Consider the following 12,349-nt stretch of genomic DNA (forward strand, 5'->3'; position numbering starts at 1 on the left):
GCTTTGGCAGAGAAATAAAATAACTCAGGACTATACGGGACACGCATCACATGAAGAAAATGCTTATGGGAGCCACCGCACTCGCGATGGTTGGAGGAGCATCTTACGCTGGAGGCATCGACCGCTCAGGCCAAGGTGTCAACATTCTGTTTGAGGACGGGGACTACGCACAGTTCACCTACCGCTTCGCGAATCCAAATGTGAACGGCAGAGCGGCACCTGCTGCGCCAGGGCTATTCACCGGAGCAACCGATGTGGCTGAGTCCTTCAGCAACATTTCCTTCGGCTACAAACACGAGATAAACGACAATCTCGATATCGCCTTGATCTACGACCAACCGTTTGGCGCGCATATCAACTATATTGATGGACCATTCGCGGCAGTGAACAGCCCACTTCCCTACAATGGTCTTGCTGAAATTGACAGCGATGCGCTGACGGCATTGCTTCAGTATAACTTCGGCAATGGCTTCAGCGTTCACGGTGGTGTGCGTGCTCTGTCCGTAAATGGCGTAATTCAGTCCGGCGATGGTATTTTGAATGCCGATAGTGATTATGACTTCGGCGGCGTCTTAGGTGTCGCTTACGAAAAGCCTGAAATCGCTTTGCGCATTGCACTTACATATGCTTCCGCGATCGACAGCGGCTTCGAAGGCCAGCATACTGCGCCAAATCTGGCAGCCACTCTGGATCGTACTTTCGACGTAGAATTTCCTGAGAGCGTCAACCTTGATTTCCAAACTGGTATTGCGGCCAACACTCTCCTATTCGGTTCGGTCCGTTGGGTTGGTTGGGGGGGCTTCAGCCTCGTCACAGACTCCTTCACGGCCCCTCAAGCAGAATGGGTGAACTTTGACGATGATACCATCACCTACAATCTCGGTGTCGGTCGTCAGATCAACGACAAACTCTCACTCGCACTTCAGTTTGGCTATGAAAGCGCGGGCACAAGACCGTCAACTACGGCCCTAGCACCGACCACTGGATCCCGGAGTATTGGTTTAGGCGCGACCTATCAAATCAATGAAAAGCTCTCTATCTCAGGTGCTCTGACCTATGCAAAGCCGGGCGATCAAGCGGTAAACGTAAGTGCTCCGGGTGCTGGACAGATTGGTACGCTCGAGTTTGACGACAACGAAGCATGGGGCGGCGGCATCCGCATCGGTTACCGCTTCTAAGCGCGCACACAGATCACAACAAAGCCCCGCCCATCCGGCGGGGCTTTTCTTTTGCGCAGGTTTCGGAGTGCGCGAGCCACTGCCAAACATTAGTCTGCCCCCATGACCGCAACCGTTCAAAAATCCCTGTCCCCGCGCGCCTGGGCCGAGCTCTTCCTGCTCGCCGCCCTCTGGGGCGCCGTGTTCTTCACCAACCGCATCGCGCTTGATGAGATCGGCCCAATCACTCTTGTGGCCCATCGCACTTTCTGGGCGGCGCTCCTGCTCTGGGCGCTGATCCTGATCAGAGGCACCCCCCTTCCCAAAAGCGCGCGGCTCTGGGGGGCGTTTCTCATCATGGGGCTTTTGAACAACCTCATCCCTTTCAGCCTGCTCAACTTCGCACAGCTCACCATCGAGAGCGGTCTCGCCTCCATCTTCAACGCCGCCACGGCCTTCTTTGGCGTGCTGCTGGCAGCAGCCTTTCTGCCGGATGAACGCCTGACGTGGCCCAAAGCCCTTGGCGTCGCGATCGGTTTTTTGGGCGTGGCAACGGCCATTGGCCTCAAACATCTGATCACCATCGATCCCCGCTCGCTGGCGCAAATGGCGGCCCTGCTCGCCACGCTCTCTTATGGGTTTGCCGGGATCTGGGCACGCAAGCACCTTGCGGGCTGCAGCCCAACTGTGGCGGCCGCTGGCATGCTCACATGCTCAGCGCTCATGTCCCTGCCCCTTGCTCACGTCGTCGAAGCCCCGCTCTCCCTGCACCTCACCGCCGCTACTTGGGCTTCCATTGCCTACGGCGCCGCTCTGGGCACCGCTGGCGCCTATCTGCTCTACTACCGCCTGCTGGCCGCCGCAGGCAGCGGCAACCTGCTTCTGGTCACGCTTCTTGTGCCGCCCTTTGCCATTCTGCTTGGCACCCTGTTTCTGGGAGAAACCCTGCATCCGCGCGCCTTCACGGGCTTTGCCCTGCTCGCCTTGGGGCTGCTGGTGCTCGATGGTCGCCTTTGGCACCGCCTGCGCAACAGACCGTCGCGTATTTAACACATTGCCGCCTTGCCAAGTCCCGCGCGGCTTGGCACGGTCAGTCCTAAGCAAGACCACACGCGGAGGGCAGCATGGCAAAAGGATATTGGATCGGACGTGTCGACGTCGAAGATGCCGAAGGCTACAAAAAATACATAGAGGCCAACGCCAAGCCCTTCGCGGAGTACGGCGCGCGCTTTCTCATCCGGGGCGGCCAGTTTGAAAACCCCGAAGGCTCCGCCCGCAGCCGCAATGTGGTGATTGAATTTCCCTCCTATGAGGCCGCTCTGGCCTGCTATCATTCCGAGGACTACCAATATGCCAAGTCCCTGCGCGAGCCTGTCAGCACAGGCGACATTGTGATCGTGGAGGGCTATGACGCATGATCTGGGACCAGCTTCTCCACCGCCTGCGTGGAACGCCAGACACCCCGCCTCTGCCTGAGCCGGATGAAAAGCTCGCCCTCGGCGCGCTGCTGGTGCGGGTGGCCAAATCAGACAACCACTATGACGTGGAAGAAATCGGCGCGATCGACAAGATCCTTGCCGCGTCTTTTGACCTCAACCCGATTGAGGCCGCCAAACTGCGCGCAACCTGCGAAAAGCTCGAACACGCCGCCCCCGGCACACCGGATTTTGCCACTTTGATCCGCGAAACGGTGGATTATCCGCATCGTCTGGAAGTCGTGCAAAAGCTCGTTTCGGTGATCGAAGCCGACGGCGAACACGCGCCCGAAGAAGACGCAAGCCTGCACGAAATCGAGGCCATGCTCGGCATCAAACCAGAGGACAGCCCTGTCGGCTGATCTAAAACATCGCCCTGAAATCTTGAAACGCTTGGTCTCCACCAGCGCTCAGGAGGCGAAGCCGACCAGCCCCCGACCCTCCCCATGGGAGGGGGCTTTCACCCCCACCCAGGGCCGGGGGCTGGCCTATGTGAGTGGCTTCAGGCTTGGTCAATGTATTGGACGGTTCCCTAGGCCAGACTTGGCAACCACAGCACAATCGAAGGGAAGGCCACCAACAAGGCAATCGTCACAGCATCCGCGATGAAGAACGGTGTCACGCCTTTGAACACATCCTGCACGCTCAAATCATCGCGCACACCGGCCACCACAAAACAGTTGAGGCCAATCGGCGGGGTGATCAGACAGAACTCCGCCATCTTCACCACCAGAATGCCAAACCAGATCGCACACATCGTGCCACTCATCCCAAAGGTGCTGTCCGCCGCAGCCACGGTCTCACCGCCGTTCAGCGCCATCACAGCCGGGTACACCACCGGCAAGGTCAACAGCAGCATGCCAATCGCGTCCATGAACATGCCAAGCACCGCATAGGCCAGCAGGATACAGATCAGGATCAGCCACGGCGACATCTGAAGGCTTGTGATCCAGTCCGAAAACGCGCCCGGCAGATCTGCAAACCCAAGAAAGCGCACATAGATCAGCACCCCCCAGATGATGGTGAAAATCATCACCGTCAGCTTGGCCGTGTCCAAAAGGGCAGACTTCAGCTCTGGCCAACGCATCCCGCGCACCAGCGCCAGCAGGAAGACGATAAACGCCCCCACGGCCCCACCCTCTGTCGGCGTGCCCCAGGCATCGCCAAACGGGTTGTAGACAAAGAAGATGATGATCACGACCACCGCCACAATCGGCAAGGCCGGCGGCAGCGCGGCAAAACGCTCACGCCATGTAAAGCCGCTCACCGGCGGACCGACGGTTTTGAAGATCATGGCAATGCCCACAATCATCGCGCCGTAAACCACAGCGGAAAACGCACCGGGGATAAAGCCCGCCAGCAACAGCTTGCCCACGTCCTGCTCTACGATGATGGCATAGATCACAAGGATCGCAGAGGGCGGGATCAGCGAGGCCAAAGTGCCTCCGGCCGCCACAACGCCCGCAGCGAACTGCTTGTTGTAGCCCACCTTCAGCATCTCCGGGATCGCAATGCGCGCAAACACCGCCGCTGTCGCCACCGACGCGCCGGAGACCGCCGCAAAACCCGCGGTCGCAAACACGGTCGACACCGCCAGCCCACCCGGCACCCAGGCAATCCACTTTTTGGCCGCATCAAACAGCGCCGTGGTCAGCTTGGCGTAATAGGCCAGATAGCCAATCAGAATGAAGGTCGGAATGAGGCTCAGCGCCTGTGACGACACTTTGGAATGCGGCACCGATCCGGCAATCGCGATGGATTTGCCCAACGCCCCGTCCCAGATCTCCCGCCGCTCATTCCAATACAGAAACTTTTCCGGCGCATAGCCGGATTTCGCCCAGAAAATCCAGACGATCCCGATAAAGCCAGCCAACGCAGCGGCAAAAGCCACCCGCATCCCCAGCACCACAAGCAGGAGCATCCCGCCCGTGACCCACAGGCCAATCGTAATGTTATCCATTGTCAGCATCCCCAAGCTGATCGACCTCTGCACGGGCCTGTTCTTCGATGGATTGCACCAGCGGCACCGCCACCGGGCTTGGCAGGTTCAGCAAAAACGCCCGTCCATAGCCCCAGACCTGCAGCGCCAGCCGCAGACACATCACCGAAAATGCCACCGGCACAACCAGCTTGGAGGGCCAGATCGGCAGGCCAATATCTATCGAGCTGTCGCGCGAACACAGCGGACGCGCGCAATCAAAAGAGCGCTCAAAATGCGCCCAGCTGCCCATGGTCAGCGCAATCATCAGCCCCAGGATCAGGATCACAGACAGCAGCTCTGCCCCCCAGAGCGCGCGACCCTTGAGCTTGCCAATCACCATATCCATGCGGATGTGGCTACCATCGCGCTGCACATAGGCGATCCCCATCACCGCAATCAATGGCATCAGCGCTTCGATATAATCCACATATCCCGACAGCGGCGACGCAAAGAACTTGCGCCCGCCCACCGAATAGGCGGCCAAAAACATCAGGCTGAACACGGCAAGACCGCTCAGCAATGCAAAAAACTGTTCCAGCTTGAGCAGGTGACGATCCAGTCTGCTGAGCACACTGTCGTCTTCAAGCACGGCAGAGGCACCGGCCATATCCTTCCCCCTTCTACCTGACACACGTCAGATACAAAACGGCCTCGGAACTCACCGAGGCCGCAATTTTAATTATTTTTATCAGTTGGTTGCGCGGTGATCTTCAAGAGTTTTCACAACCAGATCATAGAGCTCCTGACCCGGAATGCCCTGCGCTTCCATGTCTTTGATCCAGGCATCACGGATTGGGTCTGCCGCTTTGGCGCGGAACTCCGCGATCACAGCATCGTCGATCTCAACCTTGGCCACGCCCTTCTCTTCCAGAACGCTGTCCCACTTCTCCAGAAGTGTGCCGTAGTTCGCCACATAGTGATCCAGCGATTCCTGAACAGAGCTGTCCAGCGCCGCGCGGTGTTCATCAGACAGATCTTCATAGGCGTCGATGTTCACCACAACCGGGCAGTTCACAGTGCCGGGGTTCAGGTTGGCTGTCCACCAGTCCGCTTGGTTGATGGTGCCAAACGACAGGTGCGCGTGCTGCGCAAAGGCCACAGTGTCCACCACGCCGCTTTCCATCGCCTGATAGGCTTCGGTCGCGGTCACAGAGGTCGGCACGCCGCCCACGGCTTCAAAGGCTTTGCCCAGACCGCCGGTGGCACGCACGCGCATGCCGTCAAAGTCCGCCAGCGTGTCGCGTGGCTCGCCGGTGCCCACAAGGTTGTACTGCGGCATGGGCGAGGTCATCAGCAGCTTTGCGTTCCACTGCTCCATCTCTTCCGCTGCGGCCGGGTGGCCGTAAACAGCCGCAGACACTGCCAGCTCTTCCTGCAAATTCGCCACCCCAAGGAACGGCAGCTCCAAAACGGTGATCACACGGTTTTTGTCACGGTGATAGCCCGCACAGAACTGCGCCATTTCAAACGCGCCAATGGAAATCCCATCGAGGTTTTCGCGGTTCTTGGACAGGCCGCCATAGCTGATGTTCATGGTGAACTCGCCGCCGGTCTTTTCGCTCACCAATTCCGCCAGTTTCTCAACATGCTCGGTGAAGGCGCGGCGCTTGCCCCAGACAGAGACATTCCACTCGGTGGCCATTGCTTCGGTGACAAATGCCATAGACAGGGCCGCCACGGCGGTCCGGCTCATCAATTTACGCATAATTTCCTCCCGATTGCGTAAGTTTTATGTTCCTACCATGACGAAGCTCTCGGCAGATGCCAATGAAGGAATTCGCATGGCTGATCTTCGCTGCCCTGCGGATTTCCGCAGGGCAAAAGGACAGGTGCGTTTTGTGTCAGCGCGTGACTTTACGCCGCTGCCACTGGCAAACGCATCACCATCCCCGCCATTTCATCCAGATCTTCAGACGACACCGCGCAGGCTGCGTTCTGCGACATGCCGTGGTTGGCGTCGTTTTTCATCTCTGCAGCCAGCGCCGCAACGGTCAGACCGGCGCATTCAGCCGGCAGTTCTGCCGGGATCTCACAGGCCCGCATCAAGGCTGACAGCGCGCCAGGCAGCGCCGCAGCATCGCGTTCTGCGCCAAGGGCTTCCGCCGCCAGTGCGTAATTCTCTGCGCCCTCTGGGCGCGCCACGAGCCACGGAAGGCTGACCTCAAGCCCCAGCCCGGTCACCAGCCCATGATGCACGCGCGCCAAAGAGCCAAGTGAATGGCTGATGTTGTGGCCCATGTGCGTGTTGCAATTGTGGAGCGCCAGCCCCGCCACCAAACTGCCCCAAAGCACATGACCACGCGCCTCGATATCACTGCCATCTGCCACCGCTTTTGGCAAATGCTTCGAAAGTATGCGCAGCGCCTCCAATCCATAAAGCTGCCCCGCCGGGTTGGTCGCACGCGCGGTTGCGCCCTCCAGCGCATGCGCCACCGCATCAATGCCCGTCCACGCGGTGAGATTGGCAGGCAAACTGAGCGTCAACTCTGGATCAAGCACGGCCTGATCAAACATCAGCTCCTCACCCCAATACCATGTTTTCCAACCATTTTCCAACGACACAACCGAGGTCCGCGTGACCTCAGACCCGGTGCCTGCCGTTGTCGGGATGGCAATCGACCGCAAACCATTTTTCGGCAAAGGCCGCGTCGCAAGCGCATAGGTGCTGGCCGGGTCTCCGCTCGGCGCAATAGCAGCAACCAATTTTGCCGCATCCATCGCCGCACCGCCGCCAAGGCCGATCACCAGCCGCGCCTCAACCGCGCGTGCCTGCGCGCACAGCGCATCCACCAGCGCTTGCTTTGGCTCGCCAGCGACCGTCGCAGCCACCTCAAATGCGATGCCTTTTCCCGCCAGTATCTCCCCCAGCCGTTCTGTCACGCCAAGTTCCGCCAAAATCGCGTCCGCCACGATCAAAACCGGACCGCCTCCAAGACGCGATACAATCGCTGGAACCTTTGCCAGCCGACCGGGACCAAAAGTCACCGGTGGCACGCCTCCCATATTAAACGCTGACATGTTGCTCTTATCCTCTGTCCAAGCTGCAGAGCCGCCCGCTCCTCACGCGCCACTCATACGTCAGACAAATGCTTCCTCAGACAGTTGCCCCATTGCAAGCGCAATATTTCGCCTCAGCGACACTCAGAACACCTATAAATTGAAATTGACTTAATTACAGTAACTTACGTTATGTTTCTAAAATGCGACGTTGCGTCAATCTGGCGTGTCAGATCACACCACCGCTAAAGCAGGGCCTCCTTGTTCAAACCCAACTTCACGATCTTCTCGTTCAACGTCCGTCGCCCGATCCCAAGGGTTTCTGCCGCCGCGTCCATGCGGCCCTCATGAGCTTTGATCGCCTTGCCGATCAACTCTCGCTCAAAGGCCGCCACGGCCTCACGCAGGGTTTCTGGCACCTCTTCAAGACTTGGCGTCTGTGCCATGGCTGCGGTCATGGTGCCACCGCCCCGACGCGCCAGCATCACCCGGCGCGCGCACACGTTGCGCAACTCCCGCACATTGCCCGGCCAGTCATGTGCCATCAGTGTGGCCACATCTTCATGATCAAGCTCCGGCACGGCCACCTCATGCACGCGTGCATAGTCATCCAGAAAATGCGCAGCCAACAACATCACGTCATCTAGACGCTGTCGAAGTGGTGGAAGTATCATCACAAAGGTGTTGATACGAAACAATAAATCCTGACGCATCCGCCCCTCATCCACGGCCAGATCCACATCTTCATTGGTGGCACATATGATCCGCAAATCCACCGCATCCGGCCGCGCCGCTCCCACGGGAAACACCTGCTGATCCTCAATCACCCGCAGAAGTTTGGCCTGCACCGCCAAGGGACAGGCCCCGATTTCATCCAGAAACAGCGTCCCGCCAGAGGCCGCCTGCAAACGCCCCTTGCCTCCCTCCGCGGTGCCAAACATCTCTGCCTCAAAACTGTCCGGATGCAACGCGGCACAGTTGATGGCCAAAAACGGTTGCTCTGCACGCGGCCCAAGGTCATGCAGGGCCCGCGCTACCAACTCTTTTCCTGTGCCCGTCTCCCCTTGGATCAGCACCGCTTCTTCCATCGGAGCAAGGTCCAGCACCTCTTCGCGCAGATGGGCCACCGCCTGCGTCTGCCCCAGAAGGATGCGATCCAATCCCGAAAGCTCATAAAGCCTTGCCTTCAGGCGTTTGTTGCTCGCCCGCATCCGGCTCTGTTCAGCGGCATGGGTCAGAATGCTCAGCAAACGGCGCGGCTCATAAGGCTTTTCTACAAAACTATAGGCCCCAGCCTGCATCGCCTCCACCGCCATGGGAATGTCCCCATGCGCCGAAATCAACACCAGAGGCGGTGCCAGCTGCGGCTGCAGCGCGGCAAGCAACTCAAGTCCGGTCATCCCCGGCATACGCACATCCGACAAAATCACGTCAGGCACCATAGTGGTCAGCCGCTCAAGCGCCTTGTCGCCGCGCGAAACCGCCTCCGACTTCCAGCCCGCCGCGGCCATCAACGCCAGCAAAGACTGCCGCATGGCTTTGTCATCATCCACAATCAGCAGGCTGTAGGTTGGCGCTTCACTCATCTGCTAAGTCCTTTCATTGCGCTGCAAACGCGCCGCGCCCAGTTGCCGCCTCAGCAAGCGGTAACGTGACGCGAAACACCGCACCCTGCGCAGAATCTGCCGCCCTGTCCTGCGCTGTCATATGACCGCCATGGTCTTTCACAATGGTCGCAGAAATCGCCAGGCCAAGCCCCATTCCTCGCCCACTTTCTCTTGTAGTAACAAAGGGTTCCTGAAGGTTTTGCAAGTTATCATCACCCAAACCATGCCCCGTATCCGCCACCTCAAATGCCGCGCAATCTTTCTCCGCCCAAACGCGCACCGTCAGCACCGCCGACCCCGGCTCATCCTCCATCGCGTCACAGGCGTTGCGCAGAATATTGGTCATCACCTGCTCCATCCGCAGCCGGTTGCCGCGCACCGTAACAGGCGCTTTTGCCATATCGCGCATCACAGTCACGCCCCCCGCCTCAAGGTTGGGCGCAACCAACCCAAGGGCCGAGTCCATCGCGCTTTGCAGCGCAAACACCTCAAAGCGCTCGTTGCCGCTGGTGGCAAAAAACTTCAGCTGCCGCGTGATGCCTTCCATGCGCGCCACCAATCCATTCAGATCCGCACCCAGCCCCGCCGCCCCTTTCGGGTTGAGTTCCGCCGCCGCCAGATGGTTGCGCATGGCCGCAATAGGCTGTCCCAGCTCATGGGTCACAGAGGCCGAAAGCTGCCCCAGCGCGGCCAATCGGCTCGCCTGCGACAGCTCTTTCTGCGTCGCCTGTAGCTGTGCCTGCGCGGTCTTGCGCTCCGCAATCTCCACCGCCAGCTGTGCGTTGGTTTGGCGCAATTGCGCCTCTTCCCGCTCTGCCCGACGCAAAGCGCGGCCAATCCGCCGCGCCCGTTGCACCTGAAACAAAACCAACGCCGACCCAGCCAGCAAGACCACCACGGCGGTTGCCAGCCACGCCCGCGCCACGGCCCGCTCATTATTGGCAAAGTAATGCAGCTCCCACCCATCAGGCAGATCCTGCGCCACCAGATGCAAACGCGGCGCGCCCGCAATCTCTGCCTGACCGTCGCCTGTTGGCGTCCAGGCCAACGGCTCCAGCGGTTGCCCCAGAAACTGCCGCGCGGCGATGATGTCCTGCTTTTGCGCTGCACTCAACGGCGACAACACCCGATAGCGCCACGTTGGCTCTGACGCCAACAACACCACCCCATCGCGATTGGCCAAAATCACCTGCTCTCCGGCATTGGCCCAACTTGTCTCCAGATCTCCAAAACTCTTTTTCAGGGCGATCACCCCCTGCGTTTCCGCCCCCTTCTCGCGCACCGCATCCGCAATGAAATACCCCGGCTCTCCCGTTGTGGTCCCAATCGCATAAAACCGCCCCTGCACCCCAGCCAAAGCTTCCTGAAAATAGGGCCGAAATGCATAGCTTTGCCCGATAAACGAATGGGGTTTGTCGTGGTTTGACGCCGCAATCGTGATGCCCGATGCATCCATCAGGTAAATCGCGTCCAGACCGGCCCTTGCGGCAAAATCAGCCAAACGGGCGTTCAGCGCACCGGTGTCCGCCCCAGCCAATGCCGCCATCACAAAACTGTCCTGCGCCAGAACGTGGGTGAGGTGGCTGTGCCGCTCAAGCTCTGCCACCACCGTGCTGCGATAAAGCGAGAGTTGGCCTTCGGACTTTTCAAGTTCTTCTGCCAGAAACAGGTCAAGCGCCACGCGCTGCACAACAAACCCCACACAAAGTGTGGCGACGAGCGACAGGATCAAAGACAGGCGTGCCATTGCAAAAAGCCCATGAGGAACAGTGGCAGGCAAGCTAGTGCATGCTGCCGAAACTGCAAATGGGATTTTGGGGCGACCTTCGATATGGGGCTGCGCCCCGGTTGCGGCGGGATCAGTGACGCATGAGAAACAGAACTTGCCGCCCCCGCCCTGCAGTCTTACATCTTCGCCTATGTTTGCAGATTTCCTGAAACGCCTGACGGCGCCCGCCCCTGAGCCCCTCTCTGATATGGATGCCCGCTTGGCGCTGAGCGCGCTGTTGGTGCGCATCGCCCGCGCAGATGGCAGCTATGATCCAGATGAGGCCGCCCGCATCGAACGCATTCTGGCTGAGCGGTACAGCTTGTCCCCTTTTGAGGCCACCGCGCTGCGCAAAGAGGCGGAAACGCTGGAATCCGAGGCGCCGGACACCGTACGCTTCACCCGCGCCATCAAAGACGCTGTGCCGCTGGAAGAGCGCGTCTCGGTGATCGAAGCGATGTGGCAGGTTGTGATGGTTGATGGGGAGCGCGACAGCCGCGAGGATGCGCTTTTGCGACTGGCGGCCAATCTCTTGGGCATTTCTGATGTGGACAGCGCCCGCGCACGCCAACGTGTGATTGCCCGCGGATGATTGTGGCGCTGCCGATGTATGACCGCCCCGAAGTCGCGGCGGTCCATGATCGGCTTTGTCAGTTGTTTGTGGAGGCCTACGGTGATGGGCCGCAAAGGCGCACAGATCCCAAAGATCTCTGGGCGCTGTGGCAAAACCCTGAACTGCTGCTTTCACAGACATGCGGCTATCCGCTCCGCAGATATCTGAAAGGCAAGGTTGCGCTGATTGGCGCGCCTGATCACGGCATTTCAGAAGTGCCAGCGGGGCATTATTGCTCTGTGATCGTCACGCACACATCCCATATTGCGGCCCAAATTGCGGCTCAGTCGGACAACCCGATTGCGGCGCTTGATGGTGCGCGTATGGCCTACAATGAAGCGCTGTCGCAATCCGGCTGGGCCGCCCCCTGGCAGCACTTCAAACAAGCCTCCGTCCGAATCGGGCCACGTCTGCAAAGCGGCTCCCATCGAATATCCGCTCAAATGGTTGCTCGGGGCGACGCCGATTTTGCGGCTCTCGATGTTATCAGTTGGAAGTTGATGCAACGTCATGATGCTTTCGCCAGCGCGCTCGTGGCCGTGGCACAGACCGCGCCAACACCAGCTTTACCATTTATCTCCGCCGCTTACAGAGACGTCAGCCCTATATTTTTCGCACTAGACAAGGCGATTGCGGCGCTTTCGCCCTCAGAGCAGGCGGAATTGATGCTCAAAGGGCTGGTGAACATCGCGCAAAGCTCTTATGACGCTGTGCCAAATCCGCCCAGTCCATGACCAAATGGTCAGCTGTG

Annotated in this window: 12 protein-coding genes; 6 read left to right on the forward strand and 6 right to left on the reverse strand. The window is 59.3% G+C overall.

What is annotated here, in order from left to right; translation table 11 throughout:
* Positions 1-50: 50 nt before the first annotated feature.
* The 4 genes from J7413_RS02630 (at position 51) to J7413_RS02645 (ending at position 2,994) form a co-directional block, all read left to right on the forward strand.
* The gene (locus tag J7413_RS02630; RefSeq protein ID WP_209096110.1) at positions 51-1,178 is read left to right on the forward strand and encodes an outer membrane protein transport protein; all 1,128 of its coding nucleotides are present in this window, start codon (positions 51-53) and stop codon (positions 1,176-1,178) included.
* Between the two features lie 102 nt (positions 1,179-1,280).
* Positions 1,281-2,207: a DMT family transporter gene (locus tag J7413_RS02635; protein WP_209096112.1), complete on the forward strand. Its 927-nt coding sequence runs from the start codon at positions 1,281-1,283 to the stop codon at positions 2,205-2,207.
* Between the two features lie 74 nt (positions 2,208-2,281).
* On the forward strand, positions 2,282-2,575 hold the full coding sequence (locus J7413_RS02640) for a DUF1330 domain-containing protein (protein ID WP_209096114.1): 294 nt from the start codon (positions 2,282-2,284) through the stop codon (positions 2,573-2,575).
* Complete coding sequence (locus J7413_RS02645; protein WP_209060476.1) at positions 2,572-2,994, forward strand: TerB family tellurite resistance protein; 423 nt, start codon at positions 2,572-2,574, stop codon at positions 2,992-2,994. The genes J7413_RS02640 and J7413_RS02645 overlap by 4 nt, the downstream gene beginning before the upstream one ends.
* Positions 2,995-3,164: 170 nt before the next feature.
* On the opposite strand, the gene J7413_RS02650 is transcribed toward J7413_RS02645, so the two are convergent.
* The 6 genes from J7413_RS02650 to J7413_RS02675 form a co-directional block, all read right to left on the reverse strand.
* The gene (locus tag J7413_RS02650; RefSeq protein WP_209096122.1) at positions 3,165-4,592 is read right to left on the reverse strand and encodes a TRAP transporter large permease; all 1,428 of its coding nucleotides are present in this window, start codon (positions 4,590-4,592) and stop codon (positions 3,165-3,167) included.
* Positions 4,585-5,220 carry a TRAP transporter small permease gene (locus J7413_RS02655; protein ID WP_209096124.1) on the reverse strand — a complete coding sequence of 212 codons (636 nt, stop codon included), beginning with the start codon at positions 5,218-5,220 and terminating at the stop codon, positions 4,585-4,587. The genes J7413_RS02650 and J7413_RS02655 overlap by 8 nt, the downstream gene beginning before the upstream one ends.
* A gap of 81 nt (positions 5,221-5,301) precedes the next feature.
* On the reverse strand, positions 5,302-6,318 hold the full coding sequence (locus J7413_RS02660; RefSeq protein ID WP_209096126.1) for a C4-dicarboxylate TRAP transporter substrate-binding protein: 1,017 nt from the start codon (positions 6,316-6,318) through the stop codon (positions 5,302-5,304).
* 149 nt (positions 6,319-6,467) lie between these two features.
* The gene (locus J7413_RS02665; RefSeq protein WP_209096129.1) at positions 6,468-7,631 is read right to left on the reverse strand and encodes an iron-containing alcohol dehydrogenase; all 1,164 of its coding nucleotides are present in this window, start codon (positions 7,629-7,631) and stop codon (positions 6,468-6,470) included.
* Between the two features lie 224 nt (positions 7,632-7,855).
* Entirely contained in the window at positions 7,856-9,196 is a 1,341-nt protein-coding gene (locus J7413_RS02670; protein WP_209096130.1) for a sigma-54 dependent transcriptional regulator, read from the reverse strand.
* Positions 9,197-9,209: 13 nt separating this feature from the next.
* Positions 9,210-10,964 (reverse strand): ATP-binding protein, encoded by a 1,755-nt coding sequence (locus tag J7413_RS02675; protein WP_209096132.1) that lies wholly within the window; start codon positions 10,962-10,964, stop codon positions 9,210-9,212.
* 172 nt (positions 10,965-11,136) lie between these two features.
* Between J7413_RS02675 and J7413_RS02680 the strand changes: the two genes are divergently transcribed.
* Positions 11,137-11,577, forward strand: a complete 441-nt coding sequence (locus J7413_RS02680) for a TerB family tellurite resistance protein (RefSeq protein WP_209096134.1) — start codon at positions 11,137-11,139, stop codon at positions 11,575-11,577.
* The gene (locus J7413_RS02685; RefSeq protein ID WP_209096136.1) at positions 11,574-12,332 is read left to right on the forward strand and encodes a PhnD/SsuA/transferrin family substrate-binding protein; all 759 of its coding nucleotides are present in this window, start codon (positions 11,574-11,576) and stop codon (positions 12,330-12,332) included. Before J7413_RS02680 ends, J7413_RS02685 begins: the two co-directional genes overlap by 4 nt.
* Positions 12,333-12,349: the final 17 nt, after the last annotated feature.

This window comes from Shimia sp. R10_1 (assembly GCF_017744095.1).
In the GTDB taxonomy this organism is placed as follows: domain Bacteria; phylum Pseudomonadota; class Alphaproteobacteria; order Rhodobacterales; family Rhodobacteraceae; genus Shimia.

Excerpts from the sequence above, each read along its gene's own strand:
- J7413_RS02630 (WP_209096110.1), top strand. The coding sequence starts at position 51 with ATGAAGAAAATGCTTATGGGAGCCACCGCACTCGCGATGGTTGGAGGA.
- J7413_RS02635 (WP_209096112.1), top strand. The coding sequence starts at position 1,281 with ATGACCGCAACCGTTCAAAAATCCCTGTCCCCGCGCGCCTGGGCCGAG.
- J7413_RS02640 (WP_209096114.1), top strand. The coding sequence starts at position 2,282 with ATGGCAAAAGGATATTGGATCGGACGTGTCGACGTCGAAGATGCCGAA.
- J7413_RS02645 (WP_209060476.1), top strand. The coding sequence starts at position 2,572 with ATGATCTGGGACCAGCTTCTCCACCGCCTGCGTGGAACGCCAGACACC.
- J7413_RS02650 (WP_209096122.1), bottom strand. The coding sequence starts at position 4,592 with ATGGATAACATTACGATTGGCCTGTGGGTCACGGGCGGGATGCTCCTG.
- J7413_RS02655 (WP_209096124.1), bottom strand. The coding sequence starts at position 5,220 with ATGGCCGGTGCCTCTGCCGTGCTTGAAGACGACAGTGTGCTCAGCAGA.
- J7413_RS02660 (WP_209096126.1), bottom strand. The coding sequence starts at position 6,318 with ATGCGTAAATTGATGAGCCGGACCGCCGTGGCGGCCCTGTCTATGGCA.
- J7413_RS02665 (WP_209096129.1), bottom strand. The coding sequence starts at position 7,631 with ATGTCAGCGTTTAATATGGGAGGCGTGCCACCGGTGACTTTTGGTCCC.
- J7413_RS02670 (WP_209096130.1), bottom strand. The coding sequence starts at position 9,196 with ATGAGTGAAGCGCCAACCTACAGCCTGCTGATTGTGGATGATGACAAA.
- J7413_RS02675 (WP_209096132.1), bottom strand. The coding sequence starts at position 10,964 with ATGGCACGCCTGTCTTTGATCCTGTCGCTCGTCGCCACACTTTGTGTG.
- J7413_RS02680 (WP_209096134.1), top strand. The coding sequence starts at position 11,137 with ATGTTTGCAGATTTCCTGAAACGCCTGACGGCGCCCGCCCCTGAGCCC.
- J7413_RS02685 (WP_209096136.1), top strand. The coding sequence starts at position 11,574 with ATGATTGTGGCGCTGCCGATGTATGACCGCCCCGAAGTCGCGGCGGTC.